We start from the raw sequence: 18,437 nt of genomic DNA on the forward strand, positions 1-18,437 counted from the left end.
GCATCGTCAGCGCTCACAGCCTCGCGAAAGGCGTCCGGCGACAGCAGAATGACAGCTTCACCGCTCCTGCAGGGCCAGCCGCGCGCCGAGTGCGCAATAAATGGTTCCGACAACCTTCCCCTGCCATCTCACCACCGCCGGATGACGGCGCAGAAAACCGCCAAGACTGCCGGCACCGACCGCAAACACCACCGTACTCAAGAGCCCCAGCAGCACGAAAATCGCGCCCAGTACCGTCAGCTGCAGCATTACCGAGCCGTTTTCCGGCTTGACGAACTGCGGCAGGAAGGCAAGGAAAAAGAGCGCCGTCTTCGGATTGAGAACTTCCGCGATAATGGCCTGGCTGAAGGCTTTCTTCGCTGTTATCGGCGCGCTGCCGCGGGCAAGATCCAGCGGCGTCTTGTCGAGGATGGCGACGATCCCGAGATAGATCAGATAGGCTGCGCCTGCATATTTGATGAGACTGAACAGCACGGCCGATGTCGCGATAATCGCCGAAACGCCGATAATCGCCATGAACGTGTGCACCACGTCCCCGGCGGCAATCCCCGCCCCGGTCGCAATGCCCACCCTGGTTCCCGAACTCGTCGCCCGCGCCACAGTCAAAAGCGTCGCCGGTCCGGGAATGAACACAAACCCCAGAACAATGGTGACATAGGCAATCAGGGTGGCTGTATCGATCATGATCACATTCCGTACGGTTTGATGTCATTGCGTCTCTGGCGATTGCCGAGCGGGGAATAGCCCGCACGGCAAAAGAGCGAGAGAGCCTGGACACAGGGCCACTTGCCTCATCCTCGCACCCGCGCAGTCAGGAGCAACCCAACCTGCCCGCCGTCTGGCAAGAAATCAACAATCGACTGCGTCCGGTCGACGCTTTCAAAACAGCAACGCCGCTACGCCGTGTTTAGTGCGAGACCTTGATCTTCTCGAAATCCAACTCGTTTTCAGGTGGTGACGTTGTGATCGTCATGACGCCATCGCGGTGTTTGAACAGAATGTAGATGACGCAGGCGAGATAGATCGCGACCACAACAGCGCCGATCCACTGGATCTGCAGCCATTGGCTCTTGAACAGCAGCGTAAGCCCGAACAGCACGGCAACATTGCCGACAATGTACCAAAGCTTGCCGAACCGCTGTGTGGTGATGTTCAGGTTATCTGAATAGAGCCGGATCAGACTGTCCAGGGAGTTGATCACGAAGGTCACGCCAACGACCACCATCGCAACGTTGAGCAGCCCCGCAGTGCTGATCTCGTTCGAGTAGTAGTGATAAAGGACCGAGAACCAGATCGCCAATGGGATCGACGGTATGACCAGGAGCGCCAGCAGAAGATGCTGCGTTTTAAGGCCACCGACAAAACGCGAGGTGAACTGTCCGATCATGATCGACCATGCGAACCACCAGAACAGGTAGAACTCGTGATAGGCATTCAGCGGAATGACGAACTTGTGGAGGTTCGTGAAATAGCCGCCGATATTCGCCAGCGTTCCGGCCAGACCGAACAGGCCCAGGTCTCCGATCGCCCACATCAGGGCGATCAGCCCGATGAACAGGAACGTTGAGCCGACGCTCAGGATCCGGACGAATTTGATGTCCGTGCTCGAATAGGCAGCTGCCAGGATCACGCAGAACACGATGACGTAGAAGGTGAAAACCACCGTCTCGCCATCGCCGATTTCAGGGATGTAAAACGGCAGATAGACAAGAAACAGGCTCGCGGTGAACGCGCAGGTTCCAATAATGACGACATTGTTGAGGACGCGAACGAACGGTATCTCGAAAAACTTCACGCGCGGTTCAATCGCACAGAAATAGAAGCTTGTCAGGAAGTAGAATCCCCAGATCAGGAACCCCCAGAACCCGAACTCGATTGCCAGCGGATTGGTGAACCCGTACTCGGGGTTCTCCGCCGTGTTGGCATAGGTCGGGAACTCTCCCAGCGGGAACATGATCAAGCCGACATCCAGTCCGGATGTGAACAGGATGGCAATGAAGGTGAAGAGCGGAACCGGCGTGACGCCAATGACCGGCATGTCCCACCACTTGAAAACGCAAAACACCACCAGCCCAAGCGCTAACAGAATACCGAATGAAATGATGATTGTGAGAATTGCGTCCATCATGCCCCCCCAACGAGCTCTCCAAGTGCGTTGATGCGCTTGCGTTTTTTTGAATTCAACTCGCGCAACTGTGCAAAAATTAGACATGATGTACAAGGCATCATCTTCAATGTCTGTTCTGATCGCGCACACGATTGTGTGCAATCAGACATGTAAGCGCTACCAAGCCGGCAAAGCGGATATGGGGCTTTCGGCAATCGATGGCTACGCGCTTCCGGATATGAAAATCACGCCGTCGCTTCCGCTTGGTGTGCCCCGGGACCGCAGGCACCTGCCGCACAATCGCGAACAGACAAGGCCCACTCGCCTCGCGGGTGGTGAAAGTTACAAGGCATGGAAGCGTCGGTTCGTGAGCGGGTGAATTCCTCAGGTTTCACGCCTGCTGCAGAAACCGCTGCAGCTTTTCCCGTTCAGGATAGTCGGTCAGAAAGTCGCCGGAGTTGATCCGGTATACCTGATCTTTCGTCTTGACGGTTCCGTCGCTCCTGAATTCGGCCGCACAAAGAAACGGAAGGCCCGGCTTCTTGAGATCCCATTGCAAAAACCCGCCTCCCATCGGGTACTGCGCCGCTGCACTCATCCCGCCGTCGTGACGCGTTGTCGGCAATATTTTCACCAGCCGGTCCGGGCCGTTTAACGCAACATGTCTCAGCCCGGCCTCTTGCATGTTCCGGTATCCATGCGCGCCACGTTCTTGCAGGATGGAGCCATGCACAGAGCCCCGAAGATCCTCCTGGGCCTGTGTTTCACCCGGCAGACCGAACCTGCCGCCGGATCGCAGGGTCGTCCCGTGCAGTTCGAAATCATCCGGCTGCGGCATTCTTTTCAGGAGCAAGAGCGTGTAGCCTTGCGACAGTCTTCCTGCGTGATAGCCAATATTAATCTCCGTCTGGCGAAAATCTGCCAGGATCACTGCCTTCAGCTGGGTCACATTGCCCGAAATGGTCGGCATGATGTCGCCGATTGGTAATGACACTTTGGAACTCCAGGGTGCAAATTTTGAAAACGCGCGTAAAAATATTAATGAGAGCGTACTCTAGTCTCGACGTTCTCGCTTCTCAAGCATTGTGACCATGGTCTCTTGAAATGCCGCAAGAGACGTTTTTGCGCACCCATCCATAGACAAAAAAATCCTCGCCATTCCTGCCATAGGCGCGCAGCAGCCCTTCCCGTTCACCGCCAAGTGCCTCAATCCAGCCATGCGCAATGTCGTGTTCGCGGAAGCTGATCACCTGCAGCCGCCGGCAGTCCCGCTCAATAATCGGCCGTATGCTCGACAGATGCCGGGTGATAAGCGGCACGCAGCGCTTGAACCGGTCCGTTCCGAAAGCCCAGGCCTGCCAATGATCCGGGTCGAAGGCTGATGCGTGGCTGAAACCGTAGGCGGCTGCCGGCTGCCCGTCATACCAGACCGACCAGACCATACCGGTAACAGCCGTCTCAAGCGCGCAAACGCCAAGCGCGCGCGTATCCCAGTCTTTCCAGAGGCAGGCAATCTCGCGGCGGTCTTCATCGCGCATATAGGCGGCAATAAAGCTCGCATCGCGGATGGTTAGGTCCTTGATCAGAAGCCGTCGAGCGGGTCGGACAGAGGCGCACTTTCCGTCCGCTGTTCTTTCCTTAGAACCTTTTTGAGGTCCGCTTTGTCTTTCCATCCAAGTGCCTCGACAATTGCGTCCGCCTCGTCTGGAGACGATCCGAGACGGTCCTTGATCTCTTCCTTGCTTTCGATGAGGATCCGGCCACCCTTCAGCTTCCAGCGATGGGCCGTCAACTGTGCTTTCACGGTCGAAGACCGCCTGATCGCAAGGCCCAGCCCGCTCTTGGGGTGCAGTGCCTCTCGCAAGCGCCAGTAGAGTTGAGCGCGCAGGTTATAGAACGGGATCCGACTGTCTTTTGCGTATTCACCTGATTGCGCTGAAAACACGCATTTTTCGACCGGTAGACTGTTTTCCCGAGTTAGAAATCCGACCGTATCGCCGCCCCAGCCGCCGGTACAGTCGACCACGATCAGCGCATTGTCGCGCCGTTCGCGAACGATCAGAGCCCCGACATCAGCGCCATCCCGCGTGTCTGTGCCTTTCCGGATAATGCTCTCTTCAAAGCGCCGTCCATGAAGCGGCTGCAGCACGGTCTTGTCTTTGCCGCCCTGGGCGACATCGACCGCCAGAACATCCATGGGTGTGTCCGCATCAACACCCGCATCATAGCGCTGGAAGGCAAGTTCCAGCCATTCCGAGGGGATCACCTGCCAGTCATGATCCTGGCGCGCGGACTGAAAGTCTCCTGTCCTGAGCGCTGTGCGCATCGGTTCCGGCATCTGGTCGAGCTGTGCGTCATAGGCCGCGCCGAGAAAGCGATTGTCCTGCCGCTTGGCCGGAATAAAGGTCCGGCTCTTCGGTGTTCTGAGTTCGCCGTCCACCGCCACTGGCTCCGGGCCGTCCACCCAGACCGTGCGCACCGTATCGCCGTCATCGATGAAAACAGCCCACAGCAGTTCGCCCGGCTGAACAGTGCCATATTTCGGATGGAGCGGGTCAAGCCACGGCGCGAACCACTCGATCAGGAAATCGCCTTGCCCGCCGAGCGGCGGGTTGGTCGCGATCAATCCGCGGCAGCGCTGGCCTGTCCGGGTCGTCCTCAGCCAGCCGAGCACAAACAGGATCTTGCGCGGATCCATCTGAGCGCCCTCGTCAAACGCCTTCAGATCATGGTCCCGCCCCTGCCAGTCTTCTTCAGAACCCGGCAGTCCCAGATGCCCGAACTCGATCATGCGCTCGTCTGGCCCGACCCACCGCGGCGGTGTCCCGCTCACCTTGCCGAGACCCGCTTCGCGCATCAGGCTGTTCATGCGCTCAATCAGGCCCTTGAGCGATTTCAGCGACTGCCGGAAGATCGCTGTCTTATGGTGGGCAAACAGCGCGAGCCCGGCAATCAGATCCGTCTTGCCCCCGCCTGCCGCCCCTCCGTAAAGCGTCAGGTCAGCTTCGGAAAAATACCCTTCGGTCTGCGGACCCGGTTGAGGTTGCCACACCTCGAACTGCCTCAAAACACCAGCTTCATCCAATTGCCTTTGCAGTAACACCCTGTCGGGCGGCTCAAGATCGTCGATGTGGTCGATGAGCTTATGAAGAGCTGTCGTCATGTCCCTTGCTGTCCTCACGCGTCAGGAGTGCTAATACGCCGAGTGCGATTTCCGCCGTGCTGCGCGGCTTCAACTGTTCAAGCCGCGCGGCCTCTTCCGGACTTGCCAGCACGTTCCAGGTGTCGACCTCGGTCCGGTCGCGCCAGCCCGCCCGGTTTTTCATATTGAAAGCCCAGGCACTGGCGTTGAACTTGGCAAGGTCTCCGCGCACGCCTTCCTTGCCGATCTTTTCCCACTCCAGCAAACCCCGCCGTGTCGCCTCTTCCAGTTTTTCGCGCGGAAAATCTTCAGGAAACTGTTCGGCGTAGTAGCGGATCGTCTTGCGGTCCGCGTCCGGAAAACTCTCGACCGAAAAGCCTGCGCCAATGTGTGCACAAAAGGCATCGCACGCCAGACGCCGCAAAGCTGACGTCTGCCATTTCAATGGAGGAGCTGCCTCGCTCGACGCTTCTGTCTCGGGCTTTGCTGATTTTTCTTTCTCGGTGCGCATGGCATCCTCCTGTGATGATCGGATTTTGAAGAACTTGCCGCCTGTGGGAGCTCCAAGAGTGCGGCTCGCATTCCGCCGCGGCTGTCATGAGGGCCACCGACCATGAACATGCTCACACGCCTCTACGTGTCCGGCCTCGGCTTATTGACGATGACATGCGCAATCCTGCCAGCCGAGGCGTTTTCCCTCACCGGAACCTACAAGGGCGTCGTTGCCTGCAACAGCACGACCGCCGGCAAGGCCTCAAGCCGGGGCTGGAACATCGAATTGCTGATTGTTCAGGATGGCAAGAACCTGCGCGTCGACTAAAAAAATGTCGACACGGCTGAACTCGGCAACGAATACACGCTTTACAGCGGCAAGGCGACGACAAGCGCAGACGGCTCGGTTGTCAGTGCCTATTTCAAATCATGCAGCGCCAGTTTTCCGTCTGATAAGCTCGCCCGGATGGCTCCGACATCAACGGCGGAAACACCGTTCAATTTCGCCGCCGACAGCATCTGGGTCTCCGATCAGGTCCCGAACCTGCCCGGTCTGACAGTTCAAAGCTGTCGCTGGACACTCACCAGAAACTCCACCTAAACGCCGAGCGTTCGGGCCTGCCCGAAGAACTGACAGAGCCTGCAAACGAACGCTAGGCACTCTGAATTTACCGGTTGTGATAAACGGTGGTTGGCGAGTTCACCGCCTGACTAAAGGGTACCGGTAATGGGTCCCGGTTTTCGAGAGGGCACGGTCAAATCCCGCTCATTAAAGAGCGTTTCCGGCGATACTGGCCGCCCTTGATGCCCCGTGGCAGGTGTAAGGTTGTCTTTTGTCTGATCCGGTTTCGGTTCAGGCCGCGGACCCGGGATCTTGCCCGTGGGAACTCATGCGGAACGGCTTGACCTTTTTTGAGTTCTCGGGTTGCCAGGGTAAGAAGCAATGCAACCATAAAATCAAACAAAACTTGATAAGCCAATCTGTACTATCAGTCTTTTCGTTTCACAATTAATCAAAGATCAGCAAAGACAATGGCAACACCGTACATAAATACTAAAGCAAGCATCGCCGTTGACGCGCATCTGTATATTCGGATCCGAACGCCGAACTTAACAACAAAAACCCTTATCGATTGGAAAATACTTGTCACCGCATCCAATACAAAAATTGTAAGTAAAAAAAGAAAATGAGTTTCTGTTCTTTCGGGTAAATATTCAGGAAAAGTAAAAGAAGCAAACGGCGCACCAAAAAAATAAATTGAAGAAGAACAAATCGCCAAAAACGAAATAAGATTTAAGACTGTCTTTTTATCTTTCCAATAGACGAAAATATTGAGATACAACCGAACTGCCAAAGGGATTGCTGACACCAAGAATTCCAAAAACAATCACTTATCTCCTCGAGACGAAGATATGGTAGGCAAAACCAGTTTTCACAACCATAATGTTCACTATATGTTCCGATTGTCAAGCGCCCGTTCAATCAGGCGTAGCAAGGCCACACGTGCCACTTAAACAGGATTGTGCCAGAGAACGAATTGAAAGCCCACTGCTGGCTGGCTTTGTCCAAACAACCCGTTCTGGTGAATTCCAGCCCAAAATAGTTCCAGTCCGCAAACACCCAAGTGCGTGTGCTTACACCAGAACAGGAACACATTTTACGTCCCTTCGACCTATGACACACACATCAATGTTAAACATGCACACAGTCTTTAGGGTCTGAGATTTGCCTGTCAGAAAGCCTAATGCCAAGCACAACGAATGATGAAAAGTTCGCGGTGGACCTGGTTTCAAATGAACCCGCGTATTGGTGCATGGCGTGCGGATCATATGAGGTGCAGACAGATCGTCTGAGCAAGAGCGCACTTTTCCAAAGTACCGTTATGACGCTTGTTCTAGTCCCGTTTTGACGAAGCGTCCATCTCAAGGTGTTGTCTTAAGTGTGCTTTCAGACCAAACAGCCGGAAAAGCAATTTCGAAACAGGACATTAGCTCATCTATTGCGTTAAGCGCGCAGAAGGTGTTTTTTTTTCAAACTCTCCAGCCAAGCAGCCGTTTTTCCAGGAGGCCGATCAGGGCGCTGACAAGAACTCCCAGCAAAGACAGGATCACCACACCTGCAAACAAACGCTCCAGATCGTATAGCGACCCTGCTTCCAGAATATAGGCGCCGATGCCGTACTCCGCGCCCAGCATTTCCGCGGCAACGAGAAGAATAATCGCAATCGCGAGGCTTATGCGCAGTCCCGAGAGGATACCCGGCATCGCGCCGGGCAACACGATCTTGCGCACGATCGAGAACCAGGAAAGCCCGAAGCTCTGTCCCATGCGGATCAGCGAACGGTCGACATTGTCCACCGCGCCATAGGTTGCAACGACGGTCGGAGTGAACGTACCGAAGGCGATCAGCGCATATTTGGAGCCCTCGTCGATCCCGAACCAGATCACGAATAGCGGGAGAAGCGCGATCTTGGGGATCGGAAAAATAGCTGCGACCAGTGGCACAAGTCCTGCCCTGACGTAAGAAAACAAACCTATCAGCACACCTATTCCGATCCCTGCACTTGCCCCAAGCGCCGCTCCGATCACCAGACGGGTCAAGGAAGGTTGCAGATGCTTGAAGAGGAGGCCGCTTTCCCAAAGCTGAACGAATGTCGCCAGCACATCACTCGGTTTGGGCAGCGTCAGGGCAGAAATCCAACCGCTCTCCGTCCCCCATTGAACCAGAGCGATCAGGACGACGAACACCACCACACCGACCCAGCGCAAGGATCTTGGCGCAAAGCCGCCACCGCGAAACCGGACTTCGATCGGCCCTTCGCCATTGCGTTTGTTTCCAGCGCCCGTATCAGCCATCGATCAGCTCCTCGTCAGCCGCACGTGCTTCCTCGCGCATGAGCTCCCAAAGAAGATCGTGTTTGCGTTGGCAGACCGGATCGCCAGCCCGGCGCTCGCCGATCGGTGTATCGATGCTGACGATCTCCCGGATACGTCCCGGGCGGCGCGACAGCACCACGATCGTGTGCCCAAGCCGCACGGCTTCGGCCAGGTTGTGCGTCACATAGACGGCGGTAAAGGGCTGCCGCGTCCAGAGGGCGACCAGATCATCCATCAGCAATTCGCGGGTCTGGGCATCAAGCGCGGAAAGCGGTTCATCCATCAGCATGACGGCCGGATTGACGGCAAGCGCGCGGGCGATCGCCACCCGTTGTTTCATGCCACCGGAGAGCTGCTTCGGCAGTGCGTCGGCAAAGTCGGCCAGTTTCGTGCGGGTCAGCACATCATCGATGATCACCTTGGAGCGCTTGCCGCGAATGCCGTGATCTTCAAGCACAAGCGAGATGTTACCCTTTACCGTGCGCCACGGCAGCAGCGCAAAATCCTGGAAGACGAATGTCAGCGGATTAAGACTGTCACTCGGCGGAGCCCCGAGTTGCAGGACACGCCCGCTGCCCGGTCGTTCAAGGCCGCCAATCAGACGCAAGAGCGTCGACTTCCCGCACCCCGAAGGACCGACGAGGCACACGATTTGACCTGTCGGGATCTCCAGAGAGATGTCGCGCAGCACTTCGGTATCGCCGTAAAAATGGCAGATGCCATCCAGCCTGATGTCCATGCCCATATGTAACCGCCTGATGGAGCCGGATAAAAACGCTGCGGCGGCCACTGCCTCGGACCGCCGCTCCGTCTCGGAATTTAGCCCTCGTAGGTCTCCACGTAGCTGCCGTCGACAAGCGTATCGAGTGTGATGTCTTTGCCGACAAGATCTTCGGACTGAAACCACTCCAACTGGTCGCGTAAGGACGCGATATTCAGCTTCGAGCCTTCGTTGATCCGCATCGTTCCATTGATGATCGAAGGCGCTGCCTTTTCACGCGGGCGGTCGGTGTAGACGTATTTGTGGATCAGATCGACCATCTCGTTGACGCCGTCGTCGCCGCCTGCCTTGCCGATCATGGTTGAATTGTAATCGCTAACGCCTTTGCCGAACCCGGTCAGGAAGTCCTTGGTCTGGTCGCGCTCGTCGGCGGCATTCTTGGCCGATGTGAACACCGTGGTCACCTGGTATCCTGGAAGGTAATCGGAAATGTCGCCAATAATGTGAACGGCTCCGGAGCCGGCCAGCGGCTTGGCAATGTGCGGGACGATCGACCAGGCATCGATCTGTCCTGACTTGAGCGCGCCGATGATCGCGCCAACCTTCTGCAGCGGCTTGAAGGACATCTCGACGCCCTCAGCCTGGGCAACCTTCGAGCCCATGTAGTGGAAGGATGACCCGGCGGTCGACATACCGAAAGTCTTTCCGCTGAGTTGCGCCGGGGATGTCAAACCGGCCTTGAAGGCAGCATCTGAAGCAAGGATCTTCTGGCCGTCAATGCCCTTTTCTTCGCTGAGCGCACCACCGATGACCTTGATTGCACCCTTGTCGGCGAGCGAAATCAGGCCACCGGAAACAGCCGTCACTGCGTAGTCGACATCGCCAGAGGCAATTGCCACCGCCATCGGCTGCGCCGCCTGGAAAAACTTTAGCTCGACATCAAGGCCGGCATCATTGAAATAGCCGCGCTCCAGCGCAATGAAGCTTCCGGAATGCGAGGTGAAGCGAAGTGCGCCCACCACAATCTTCTTGTTTTGCGCAATAGCGGGTGCCGCCAGCGTTGTCGCGGCGGCTGCCCCCATCAGGCCGAGGGTTTGGCGTCTGTTGAATTTCATCTGTTTGTCCTCCCGTTTTATTTCAATCATGTTGTCTGTCTCCAGCGCCAAGATCGGCGCGAATGTCGTCGTCCAACAGCGCAAGCGCTTCTTTTTCGTCACGGCCAAGCACAGCTTTTTGAAGCTTCCCAAGCCGCTCCGTTCGAGCGCGAAAATCAATTCGGCCCTCGCGCAAGAGCGCAAGGCGAAACCGTCGCGACTGATTGTAGAATTTTCCGGCCATCTGAATAAGCCGTTTCGAACCGCAGGCTGACAGCATCGCCTCCGATGCCCCCCGGCAGGCTTCGTCCCACTCCAGCGCCGTGACATCGTCCGGTCCGGCGACAACGGCAGCTTCCGCACGGCAGAGCGCATGAAAGGCCGCAACGACCCTGGATTCCCAGGCGACATCGCCGCGCGCCATCGCCCGCTTAAGGCCCAGTTGCTCTGCCTGGAGCCGCATCAGCAGGATGTCTTCCAGGTCTTCCTGGGTCGCAGACATGACCCGGAAGCCACGCTGGCTGGTCGCCTCGACCAGACCTTCGGCAGCCAGCATTCGCAAGGTCTCGCGCATGGAGTGGTTGGACCCGCCATAAGCCTGGCGGAGCGCTTCGATCTTCAGTTTTTCGTCGGGTGGCAGCACGCCAAACGAGATGTCGCGGCGGATCGCCGAGGCGAGCATGGCCACCACCGTCTCGTCATCACCGCTGCGTCCACCAAAAAGCATTCCGTGCCTTAAAACCCAAAAAGTTGGATATTTTTCCGATAATCGACAAAGCCATGTCAAGTCCAACAGCACATGACACTGTCGTCAATATCAACGCAAATTAAGGTTTCGACAGGATGGAACACGTTCTGCGGCTGACTGATCGACAATACGTTTCATGAGGCCATCCCCCGCTCAATCGAAACTTGTCATTCCGGCTGAAGCGCAGCGAAAGGCCGGAACCCAGTAAACTCTTGTCTGATCGTCTCTTAATTTTCGGACAAGCGGAATACGTGTTTCGGGTCTCATCTCTCAGGCGGCAGACCTGGATGACAAACCTGGCAAGCAGGTCAGTCCCAGACAGGACACTCGGCGAAGTTATATCTTATTCTCTATGACATACGCGCGATCACACACTCCAAACCGAAGAGCAGCTAACCTGTGTCAGCGCATGACGAACGGGTTGCTCATGGGTGCTTCAGACATGTTGATCCAGGTCGTTTTCGTGCGTGTGTAATCGAGGATTGCCTCAAGCCCTGCCTCCCGGCCATATCCCGACTGATTGAAACCGCCGAACGGTGCGATTGGCGAAACAGCCCGGTAGGTGTTGACCCAGCAGATCCCGGCCTGCAGCCGCGACGACACGCGGTGAGCCCGCGCAACGTTCTGCGTGAAGACACCGGACCCGAGACCGTAAGGCGTGTCGTTGGCGAGCGCGATGGCCTCCTCTTCGGTATCGAAAGGCAAAAGAGACATCACTGGGCCGAACATCTCGACATGCAGCGTTGCTGTCTCCGGCCTCGCGCATTCCACAAGCGTCGGCGCCATATAGTTGCCCGGGCGGTCAAGCGGCGCGCCGCCGAACCTTATTCTTGCGCCTTGCAACCTGGCGCTCTCCAGTGTCGTCCTGATCTTGTCGACCTGCGCCGAGGTACAAAGCGGGCCGACATGCGTCGAGGCCTCAAGCGGGTCTCCAACCACGATCCCCTCTGATTTCTCGGCAATGCGGGCGGCCAGTTCCTCAAAAATCGGGCGCTGTACCAATCCACGCGTTCCCGCAACGCAGCTCTGCCCGGAAGCCCCGAAGTTTCCGGCGACCAGGCCGTTGGCAGCCCCCTCCAGATCCGCGTCTTCAAACACGATGATCGGAGACTTGCCGCCAAGCTCGAGCGTTGTCACCGCAAAGTTTTCCGCTGAGTTGCGCACTACATGCCGCGCGGTCTCAGGTCCTCCGGTAAATGCGATCCGGTCGACATCCTTGTGCCGGGTCAGCGGAATGGCACAGTTCTCGGAATCTCCCGTGATCACCGAAACGACACCTGCCGGAAACCCCGCTTCCTCGATCAGCCGCGCAAATTCCAGCATCGGCGCCGGCGCGATCTCCGATGCCTTCAGCACCACACTGCACCCGGCGGCAAGCGCAGGACCGAGTTTGGTTGCCGTCAGAAACATCTGCGCATTCCAGGGCACAATGGCGGCAACCACCCCGATCGGAACACGCTGTGTAAAGACATGCATATCCGGCTTGTCGATGGGAAGAACCTGGCCCTCGATCTTGTCCGCAAGACCCGCATAGTAGCGGTAATAGTCGCCGACATATTTTGTTTGGCTGGCGGTTTCAGCAAGCAGCTTCCCGCTGTCAGTCGTCTCGACCTCGCCGATATGCGCCGCATGTTTCTCGATCAGCTCCGCCAACCGATAGAGCAGTTTGCCGCGCGCCGTTTGGGTCATGTCCCGCCAGGCAGGCTCCGACAAAGCGCGCCGCGCCGCCGCAACCGCCCGATCAACGTCTTCCTGCGAAGCGCAGGCGAACGTCGCCCAGTCCTCGCCCGAGGCCGGGTTTTGCGAGGACATGACCTGGCCTGCATATCCCTCGGTCCACGCACCGTCGATGAAAAGCTGATAGTGCTGCATCCTGTTCCCTCAGCTGAAAGCCGGCATCACATCGTCGATGAAACGGCTGAGCGACGCTCGCTTGCGCTCCGCGCTCATGCCACTGTCGATCCAGAACGAAAATTCATCATACCCGAGATCCTCGTAACCCTTGATCCGGTCGATCACTTCACCCGCCGTTCCGATCGTCAGGTCACGTCCAAGGTTTTCAGGTGCCATCATCTGGTTGGCTGCTATTTCGTCTTCCGTCAGTTCCTCGATCAAGCCTTGGGAGACCAAACGCTTGTTCTGGAACCAGGCACCGAAATAGCAATAAAACCGGGAAAGTTCCCGCGTTGCACGACATATATCGTCGCTATCGGACCCAACATAGGTATGGTGCAAAAGCATGATCTTGGGTCTCGGTCCATCGAAGGTCGCACAGGCATCGTTGAACCGTCCCATCAATATTTCCACCTCCTCGTTGCCCTGCCAGAGAGGCGTTACCTGGATGTTGAAGCCGTTGTGCACACCGAATTCGTGGCTGTTCGGATCGCGTGCTGCGATCCAGATTGGAGGCCCGTTTTCCTGCAGAGGTTTCGGTGACGAGGTACTTGCGGGAAAATTGAAGAACTCGCCGTCATGCGCATGATCGCCATCCCAGAGTTTTCTCAGGAGAGGCGTCGTTTCACGCATCCTTTGCCCCGCCTCCCAGGCATCCATGCCGGGCATCATGCGTTCGTATTCATAAGAATATGCGCCTCGCGCGATCCCGAGCTCGATCCGCCCCCCCGTCATCAGGTCTGCGGCTGCCGCCTCACCTGCCAGTTTGATCGGGTGCCAGAACGGAGCGACAATCGTGCCGGTTCCCAGCCTGACATTCTTGGTATGGTGCGCGAGATCGACCAGAGACAGGAACGGGTTGGGCGCAATGGTAAACTCCATACCGTGATGTTCACCCGTCCAGATCGCCCGCATCCCACCCTCATCGGCCATTTTGCACAGCGACAGAAAGTCCTCGTACAGCTTGGCGTGAGTTTCGTCACGCGACAGCCGCTCCATATGCGCAAAAAGGGAAAACTCCATGATCAGGCCCTTTCCTGGATCTGGTGCGTCTCGCCTGAGACAGCATCACCGAGATAAAGACTGAAATTGCGTGTTCGCACTTCTTCGGCAAACCGCTCCAGCATTCGCGCAGTTGTCGCCGAGCTAAATGTGAGCCCCGCAATCTCGGAAAACGCGATGCTTTCAAATCCGCAGGCCGCATCAACGCTTTCGGCTTTGGCCAGCAGGTAGGCAAAATGGGTTTCCTGTGCCTGATGGTCGAAAACAGAAAAAACAGGGCCAAGCTCTGCCCCAATTCCCAGGCCGAGAAGCTCTTGCCTTAAACATTCTCGTAAAGACGTGCGGTCGGGTGCGACACATTCGGGCAATCTGTACCCCTCAGGCGTCGCCTTGAGCAAAATGCCGTCTTCGGTCTCGACAATCGCTCCGCAGATATTCTTTCTGGCGCTTGGATCGCGTGCCTGGTGCTCCAGGCCCAGGCTGAAGAACTGCCCGCCCGCGTTACCAAGACCCCGCCCCTCGCCTTGCGAAAACTCGGTAACCTCGCCCATAAGCACCACATGATCACCTGCCGGCACAACCTGATGCGTCTTGCAGGAAAACGCTGCTATCGCACCGTCGACAACCGGGACCCCGTGCTTATTGATCGTATGTGCCACCCGCGCAAACCGGTCGCCCTTGTAGCCCGCAAAAATATTCGCGACCTCCTCCTGCCCCTCGCTCAAGACACTCACGGCAAAGCGTTCGCAGCAAGAAAACACTTGAAAGCTCGAAAGGAACTTTCCGGGACACACCAGCAATATCGGCGGGTTCAGGGAAACGGACGAAAACGAGTTCGCGGTAAATCCGACCGGACGCCCTTCACGATCAAGGCTCGTCACAACGGTGACGCCGGTCATGAACCGCCCGAAGGCATCCCGCAATTCGCGCGGATCGAGTGCGTTCATGGTTGGCATCCTTCAGCAAAATCCAGCAAGGCGCGGTTCACCGCCGTGGGATGTGTCATCGGCATCATATGCGCAGCCTCTTCGACAACTTTCACCATGCCGTCGGGTGCAAGATCGGCCATCGCGCGGCTCATGGCTGGTGTGGAGTTCGGCTCAAGGCCACCGGTCATGAAAAGCGCGGGACAGGTTAGAGCCATCAAATCCGCGTCGTTCGGTCCGTCTTCATTTGCAAAGACGGAATAGGCCGTTCGATAACCGGCCGGATCCACACCGCTAAGCCAATCATGACAGGCCAGACGCTCCGGGCTTGGCTCCGTTCCAAACCAACGGGCTATTGCTGCCGATGGATCCACAGCTGTCATGCCGTCGAGTTCTGCAGCGCGTTCTCGGACGGCGTTTCGAGCTGCCGGACTCCGCCTGAAGATGGCGTTCAGTGCGCCAACACCTCGAACCTGATCTTGATAGCGGGACGCCAGATCCAGAGCGATCATCGCCCCCATCGAGTGCCCGACAACAATGGCCGGACGGTCGAGCAGTCGCGCGATCCGCTCGCTATAGTCCTGCAAGCGCGGCGCGCCTGAAAGTGCCGCGCTGCCTCCATGCCCCGGCAGGTCCGGAGCAAGAATTTCGAAGCAGTCCGACAAGGCCGCAATTTGCGCGTTCCAGGCCTCCGCCCGAAGCCCCACTCCGTGGATCAGGAGTAGGCGCGGTCCCCTTCCCGCCGAGACATAGGCAAGCGCTCCCGCTTCAGACCGCTGCCGGGTTGTCCACGTCATGGCCCATCTCTTCAAGATCCTGATACCTGTCGCCAATCCGATGGAATGGACGGCCGGAGGTTGCTCCGCCAAGAACGACGACAATCTCGTCGGCGCGGGGTGCGTCGGGAATTGCAAACTGGATTGTTAGATAATGCGATCGCCGCCCGGCATCATTCTTGTCCATCAGCGGCACCATGATCGGGGCATTGGCAGGACCGCGCGTGTTCGTGAAGGCCAGATAGGATTTCGCTTCGACCGCCTGCCGGTAGTAATTCCCAAGCCGCAGCGTGTGGATCAGGCCCGATGCGTGTTCCACCTCGCCATCCAGACCGACCGCCGCCGCCTTGCCATAGGCTTCGATGGCGGCCCCGCTTCCGGCCAGTTTGATCATCCGGTCGGTCATAAGACGGCCGAGCCTTGGCCCGTAGGACCTGATTTCCGGGCTGAGATCGTCGACAAAGCGCCCTGCCCAAGGGTTTCGGACAACGGCGGCAACTGCAAACATGCGCCAGGGCGTCTCTGCCTTGCGGAAGCCTTCAATCAGCACCTCCTCGTCATAGGTCACGATTTTCCTGATGTCAGGCTCCACGACCGTCCTCCCTTGCATCGCCTTGATCGCCGCAATCACTATCGAACGCCTTGACTTTCCGGACAAACGAATGATTTTCAGTCTCAGGCATTAGTCAAACTAATAGGTAACTTGATCATGGCACCGGCACTGCCGCCATTGAACTGGTTTCGCGCTTTTGAATCAGCGGCAAGGACCTTGAGTTTCACAGCGGCAGCAGACGAAATCGGCATGACCCAATCAGCCGTCAGTCAGCAGATCAAGTCGCTCGAAGTGAGGCTCGGTGTGCCCCTGTTCGAGCGCAAGGCACGCGGGCTTGCACTGACCGATCACGGCCGCAGGCTGCTGCCTCAGGTCGATGCCGCGCTGACCACCTTAACCGGAGCCACCGCTGCTTTCGACACCGGCCAGTCTTCTGATCTATTGACGGTGTCCGCCTCGATCAGCGTCATTCATTGGGTCATCGCTCCAAGACTTCCAGAATTCACCGAAAGGCATCCAGATGTCGTGCTCCGGTTGATCGGCGCGGTCTGGCCGGACGAATTCACCCGGATCGCAGCTGATGTTGAAATCCGCTTCGGATCCAAAAAACAAGCCGCCTCAGACGCTGAACTCCTTGGCTCGGACCGATTGATCGCGCTGAAATCACCCGGCCTGAAAGGCGATCTTGAAAACCTTCCCCTCATCGAGGCCGTCGGAACGTCCGACGGATGGAAGTCATGGTCACAGGTCGCGGGCAGAGCACTATCAGCACCGGCCCTGTTTGTGGATTCTTACGGATCCGCACTTCAGCTCGCTGTACACGGCAATGGCGTCTGTCTGGTGCATGAACTGCTTGCCGCACACCCAAGGCAGCAGGGACTGATAGAACAGGCGAGCGGTGTTTCAATCGCGGCCAACGAAAGTTACTTCCTGTCCGTCAAATCTAAAACTCAAGCTGCTCTGGCATTCCGGTATTGGATCCTGAAAATCACCCAATGATCCATCACCGGTGAAATTAAGTCGCTAGCCAACTCCAACGCGCAAACGATGCGCGTTTTGCAGCACGTAGATTTCAAGTCTAATAACGTATCAGGATCTATCGCCGCACCTGGTAGCCGAGACTGGTTACATAAGTGCGTTTTCCCGTCCTTTCGAACGAAAAGCAACTCGTGCGGCCACCGCGGAAGTTGTTGTCAAATTTGGTGCAGATCTTGTTGCCTTTGAAATGCCAGGTCCCGCTCAGCTGTTTGCTGTTTCCTGTCGTGTAGATAAATTTGCCGCCTCGCCGATATGTGATTTTTCCGGAAAAAGCGCCACTGAAGGTGAGCTTTTTCCCGATGAGTTCTGACGAAATCTCCTTTTGGGAGAGTGTTGCTGCAGACATCGCAGGCACAACAAAAAGGACTGCGAAGATAAGCGTGAAGATCGGCAATAAGCGCATTTGTTTTTTCCCGGCTGCATCGTCAAAACAATCAGTAGCATGCAGAGACGTGTTCTACACCCAAAAACACAGGCCTAAGCAAAGCTTTAGGCATTATGGTTTTCTATTGTCTCGCCTTTTCTTCAAGTTTTAGTGCCAGCCTCTTCAACGCGGCCCTGTTCCGGCTCGTTACCGTTGACCGTTTCCAGCCGTATTTATCGCAAATCCTGCTGAACTTGCCACCGCCGGCCTTGCACATGACCTCAAATTGCAAAGCGCGGCGGGCGTCTGTATCATCAATCAGCGAAAACCAGGTCAGCGCTTCTTCCGCCCTTGAAATCTGCGGAGGAGGATAGGTGCGTTTTCTCCCGGCGATCTTTCGCCGATAGTCCGGCCAGGCGGAAAAGATCGCTCTTGGACCATCGCCTTTTGCAACGGCGGCATTCACTTCCACGGCCTCGATCAGGCGCTCCAGAACATCTTCAGGAGACTGCGGGCGATTGAGATGAGACATCCAGTTTTACTCGTATTGGCTTGCATTTCGATTGCGTTGCGGGTCCTGTCCCGGATCATTTGACGAACACGGCCTCATTCCAGTGACCATGCGCGCGCCAGTGGGTCGGTGCCTCGACTTGCGACTAGGTGTACTAGTCGGAGCCCCGCTCCCAACGATCGAAACAGTCGGC

At 57.0% G+C, this 18,437-nt stretch carries 21 protein-coding genes; 3 read left to right on the plus strand and 18 right to left on the minus strand.

Going from position 1 to position 18,437, the window contains the following annotated elements:
• Positions 1-57 precede the first annotated feature (57 nt).
• On the minus strand, positions 58-684 hold the full coding sequence (locus tag ABVF61_RS05405; protein WP_353992495.1) for a LysE family translocator: 627 nt from the start codon (positions 682-684) through the stop codon (positions 58-60).
• A gap of 223 nt (positions 685-907) precedes the next feature.
• Positions 908-2,125 carry a BCCT family transporter gene (locus ABVF61_RS05410; RefSeq protein WP_353992496.1) on the minus strand — a complete coding sequence of 406 codons (1,218 nt, stop codon included), beginning with the start codon at positions 2,123-2,125 and terminating at the stop codon, positions 908-910.
• Positions 2,126-2,234: 109 nt separating this feature from the next.
• Between ABVF61_RS05410 and ABVF61_RS05415 the strand changes: the two genes are divergently transcribed.
• Positions 2,235-2,486 (plus strand): hypothetical protein, encoded by a 252-nt coding sequence (locus ABVF61_RS05415; RefSeq protein ID WP_353992497.1) that lies wholly within the window; start codon positions 2,235-2,237, stop codon positions 2,484-2,486.
• A gap of 12 nt (positions 2,487-2,498) precedes the next feature.
• Here the strand turns inward: ABVF61_RS05415 and ABVF61_RS05420 are convergent, their stop codons facing one another.
• From ABVF61_RS05420 to ABVF61_RS05435, 4 genes are all read right to left on the minus strand, one after another.
• Positions 2,499-3,101, minus strand: a complete 603-nt coding sequence (locus tag ABVF61_RS05420; RefSeq protein WP_353992498.1) for a hypothetical protein — start codon at positions 3,099-3,101, stop codon at positions 2,499-2,501.
• A gap of 82 nt (positions 3,102-3,183) precedes the next feature.
• Positions 3,184-3,645, minus strand: a complete 462-nt coding sequence (locus ABVF61_RS05425; RefSeq protein WP_353992499.1) for a hypothetical protein — start codon at positions 3,643-3,645, stop codon at positions 3,184-3,186.
• 44 nt (positions 3,646-3,689) lie between these two features.
• On the minus strand, positions 3,690-5,270 hold the full coding sequence (locus ABVF61_RS05430; protein ID WP_353992500.1) for a hypothetical protein: 1,581 nt from the start codon (positions 5,268-5,270) through the stop codon (positions 3,690-3,692).
• The gene (locus tag ABVF61_RS05435; protein ID WP_353992501.1) at positions 5,251-5,760 is read right to left on the minus strand and encodes a hypothetical protein; all 510 of its coding nucleotides are present in this window, start codon (positions 5,758-5,760) and stop codon (positions 5,251-5,253) included. Before ABVF61_RS05435 ends, ABVF61_RS05430 begins: the two co-directional genes overlap by 20 nt.
• Before the next feature lie 102 nt (positions 5,761-5,862).
• Between ABVF61_RS05435 and ABVF61_RS05440 the strand changes: the two genes are divergently transcribed.
• A complete protein-coding gene (locus tag ABVF61_RS05440; protein ID WP_353992502.1) occupies positions 5,863-6,069 on the plus strand; it encodes a hypothetical protein in 207 nt (68 codons plus the stop codon).
• A gap of 685 nt (positions 6,070-6,754) precedes the next feature.
• Here ABVF61_RS05440 and ABVF61_RS05445 read toward each other — a convergent pair.
• The 10 genes from ABVF61_RS05445 to ABVF61_RS05490 all read right to left on the minus strand — a co-directional run bounded on the left by ABVF61_RS05445 (position 6,755) and on the right by ABVF61_RS05490 (position 16,370).
• Positions 6,755-7,129 (minus strand): hypothetical protein, encoded by a 375-nt coding sequence (locus ABVF61_RS05445; protein WP_353992503.1) that lies wholly within the window; start codon positions 7,127-7,129, stop codon positions 6,755-6,757.
• A gap of 643 nt (positions 7,130-7,772) precedes the next feature.
• Positions 7,773-8,597 carry an ABC transporter permease gene (locus ABVF61_RS05450; protein WP_353992504.1) on the minus strand — a complete coding sequence of 275 codons (825 nt, stop codon included), beginning with the start codon at positions 8,595-8,597 and terminating at the stop codon, positions 7,773-7,775.
• Positions 8,590-9,357 carry an ABC transporter ATP-binding protein gene (locus tag ABVF61_RS05455; protein ID WP_353993674.1) on the minus strand — a complete coding sequence of 256 codons (768 nt, stop codon included), beginning with the start codon at positions 9,355-9,357 and terminating at the stop codon, positions 8,590-8,592. Before ABVF61_RS05455 ends, ABVF61_RS05450 begins: the two co-directional genes overlap by 8 nt.
• A gap of 80 nt (positions 9,358-9,437) precedes the next feature.
• Complete coding sequence (locus tag ABVF61_RS05460; RefSeq protein ID WP_353992505.1) at positions 9,438-10,454, minus strand: ABC transporter substrate-binding protein; 1,017 nt, start codon at positions 10,452-10,454, stop codon at positions 9,438-9,440.
• Between the two features lie 22 nt (positions 10,455-10,476).
• The gene (locus ABVF61_RS05465; protein ID WP_353992506.1) at positions 10,477-11,160 is read right to left on the minus strand and encodes a GntR family transcriptional regulator; all 684 of its coding nucleotides are present in this window, start codon (positions 11,158-11,160) and stop codon (positions 10,477-10,479) included.
• 423 nt (positions 11,161-11,583) lie between these two features.
• Entirely contained in the window at positions 11,584-13,053 is a 1,470-nt protein-coding gene (locus ABVF61_RS05470) for an aldehyde dehydrogenase (protein WP_353992507.1), read from the minus strand.
• Between the two features lie 9 nt (positions 13,054-13,062).
• The gene (locus ABVF61_RS05475) at positions 13,063-14,097 is read right to left on the minus strand and encodes an LLM class flavin-dependent oxidoreductase (RefSeq protein ID WP_353992508.1); all 1,035 of its coding nucleotides are present in this window, start codon (positions 14,095-14,097) and stop codon (positions 13,063-13,065) included.
• Positions 14,098-14,099: 2 nt separating this feature from the next.
• On the minus strand, positions 14,100-15,023 hold the full coding sequence (locus ABVF61_RS05480) for a flavin reductase family protein (RefSeq protein WP_353992509.1): 924 nt from the start codon (positions 15,021-15,023) through the stop codon (positions 14,100-14,102).
• Complete coding sequence (locus ABVF61_RS05485) at positions 15,020-15,799, minus strand: alpha/beta fold hydrolase (protein ID WP_353992510.1); 780 nt, start codon at positions 15,797-15,799, stop codon at positions 15,020-15,022. The genes ABVF61_RS05480 and ABVF61_RS05485 overlap by 4 nt, the downstream gene beginning before the upstream one ends.
• Complete coding sequence (locus tag ABVF61_RS05490; protein ID WP_353992511.1) at positions 15,771-16,370, minus strand: amino acid synthesis family protein; 600 nt, start codon at positions 16,368-16,370, stop codon at positions 15,771-15,773. Before ABVF61_RS05490 ends, ABVF61_RS05485 begins: the two co-directional genes overlap by 29 nt.
• A 117-nt stretch (positions 16,371-16,487) precedes the next feature.
• Here ABVF61_RS05490 and ABVF61_RS05495 point away from each other — a divergent pair, with 117 nt between their 5' ends.
• Entirely contained in the window at positions 16,488-17,330 is an 843-nt protein-coding gene (locus ABVF61_RS05495; protein ID WP_353992512.1) for a LysR family transcriptional regulator, read from the plus strand.
• Positions 17,331-17,427: 97 nt separating this feature from the next.
• Here ABVF61_RS05495 and ABVF61_RS05500 read toward each other — a convergent pair whose 3' ends face one another.
• Complete coding sequence (locus tag ABVF61_RS05500) at positions 17,428-17,772, minus strand: hypothetical protein (protein WP_353992513.1); 345 nt, start codon at positions 17,770-17,772, stop codon at positions 17,428-17,430.
• A 103-nt stretch (positions 17,773-17,875) separates the two neighbouring features.
• Positions 17,876-18,265: a DUF6362 family protein gene (locus tag ABVF61_RS05505; RefSeq protein ID WP_353992514.1), complete on the minus strand. Its 390-nt coding sequence runs from the start codon at positions 18,263-18,265 to the stop codon at positions 17,876-17,878.
• Positions 18,266-18,437: the final 172 nt, after the last annotated feature.

Origin of the sequence: Roseibium sp. HPY-6 (assembly GCF_040530035.1) — a bacterium.
Lineage (GTDB): Bacteria > Pseudomonadota > Alphaproteobacteria > Rhizobiales > Stappiaceae > Roseibium.

Bases quoted from the DNA above. Each gene is read 5' to 3' on its own strand.
- ABVF61_RS05405 (WP_353992495.1), bottom strand. From the start codon at position 684: ATGATCGATACAGCCACCCTGATTGCCTATGTCACCATTGTTCTGGGG.
- ABVF61_RS05410 (WP_353992496.1), bottom strand. From the start codon at position 2,125: ATGGACGCAATTCTCACAATCATCATTTCATTCGGTATTCTGTTAGCG.
- ABVF61_RS05415 (WP_353992497.1), top strand. From the start codon at position 2,235: ATGTCTGTTCTGATCGCGCACACGATTGTGTGCAATCAGACATGTAAG.
- ABVF61_RS05425 (WP_353992499.1), bottom strand. From the start codon at position 3,645: ATGCGCGATGAAGACCGCCGCGAGATTGCCTGCCTCTGGAAAGACTGG.
- ABVF61_RS05430 (WP_353992500.1), bottom strand. From the start codon at position 5,270: ATGACGACAGCTCTTCATAAGCTCATCGACCACATCGACGATCTTGAG.
- ABVF61_RS05435 (WP_353992501.1), bottom strand. From the start codon at position 5,760: ATGCGCACCGAGAAAGAAAAATCAGCAAAGCCCGAGACAGAAGCGTCG.
- ABVF61_RS05440 (WP_353992502.1), top strand. From the start codon at position 5,863: ATGAACATGCTCACACGCCTCTACGTGTCCGGCCTCGGCTTATTGACG.
- ABVF61_RS05450 (WP_353992504.1), bottom strand. From the start codon at position 8,597: ATGGCTGATACGGGCGCTGGAAACAAACGCAATGGCGAAGGGCCGATC.
- ABVF61_RS05455 (WP_353993674.1), bottom strand. From the start codon at position 9,357: ATGGACATCAGGCTGGATGGCATCTGCCATTTTTACGGCGATACCGAA.
- ABVF61_RS05460 (WP_353992505.1), bottom strand. From the start codon at position 10,454: ATGAAATTCAACAGACGCCAAACCCTCGGCCTGATGGGGGCAGCCGCC.
- ABVF61_RS05465 (WP_353992506.1), bottom strand. From the start codon at position 11,160: ATGCTTTTTGGTGGACGCAGCGGTGATGACGAGACGGTGGTGGCCATG.
- ABVF61_RS05470 (WP_353992507.1), bottom strand. From the start codon at position 13,053: ATGCAGCACTATCAGCTTTTCATCGACGGTGCGTGGACCGAGGGATAT.
- ABVF61_RS05475 (WP_353992508.1), bottom strand. From the start codon at position 14,097: ATGGAGTTTTCCCTTTTTGCGCATATGGAGCGGCTGTCGCGTGACGAA.
- ABVF61_RS05480 (WP_353992509.1), bottom strand. From the start codon at position 15,023: ATGAACGCACTCGATCCGCGCGAATTGCGGGATGCCTTCGGGCGGTTC.
- ABVF61_RS05485 (WP_353992510.1), bottom strand. From the start codon at position 15,799: ATGACGTGGACAACCCGGCAGCGGTCTGAAGCGGGAGCGCTTGCCTAT.
- ABVF61_RS05495 (WP_353992512.1), top strand. From the start codon at position 16,488: ATGGCACCGGCACTGCCGCCATTGAACTGGTTTCGCGCTTTTGAATCA.
- ABVF61_RS05500 (WP_353992513.1), bottom strand. From the start codon at position 17,772: ATGCGCTTATTGCCGATCTTCACGCTTATCTTCGCAGTCCTTTTTGTT.
- ABVF61_RS05505 (WP_353992514.1), bottom strand. From the start codon at position 18,265: ATGTCTCATCTCAATCGCCCGCAGTCTCCTGAAGATGTTCTGGAGCGC.